Annotated in this window: 1 protein-coding gene; it reads right to left on the bottom strand. The window is 27.8% G+C overall.

The window, feature by feature from the left end:
- Positions 1-76 precede the first annotated feature (76 nt).
- Positions 77-654, bottom strand: a 578-nt coding sequence (locus HGP29_RS28415) for a hypothetical protein (RefSeq protein WP_211093469.1), incomplete at its 5' end; no start/stop codon positions are given.

Below are 654 nucleotides of genomic sequence, written 5' to 3'. Positions count from 1 at the left end.
ACGTAATGGCTAAACTACGACCAGCGGGTGCGTCACCCGATGGATGGAGATTAGCTAATGTTAGCCACTGTTATTTTTATTTTGTTTTAAGACTATTTGACTGGTTAACAGATTTATAAATCTCACCATTTGAATTTATTTTATACATAAAATTTGAAACATCAATTGAAACAGTTGAATCAATAATATTATAATCTTGATCTATTTCCCATTTTTTTGTTGAATCTGTTATCAAAATTGTGTAGTCACTTTTTAATATTGAACTTTCTAAAGTTTGTCCTGTTTCTCCAAATCCAGAATTTTTTAAAATAAATAATGAGTCAATTTTATTACCTGTTAAGTCATATGTTACTATTACAGGAACTGTTCCTACATCTGATATTGAATACTCTATTATTCCTATAAATTTATTTGTCTCATATATTATACCACTTGGTTTATAAGTCCATAAACATTTGTATTTAATATGTAAAGTTGAATCATAATTTTTAGAAGGATCTATTTCTGTATGGATATCATATGAAAGTGGCAACTTAAGTTTATCTAAACTTTTCACGTACCTTGAAAAAGGTTCATCCTTTCGTGCACATGAGAACGAAATAATTAATAAAACTAATACTAAAATATGCTTCATGGTATATATAGTGGCTAACG

The organism is Flammeovirga agarivorans (genome assembly GCF_012641475.1).
In the GTDB taxonomy this organism is placed as follows: Bacteria; Bacteroidota; Bacteroidia; order Cytophagales; family Flammeovirgaceae; genus Flammeovirga; species Flammeovirga agarivorans.
The sequence above is the reverse complement of the archived record's forward strand: the minus strand, read 5'-3'. Positions and strand labels throughout refer to the sequence as shown.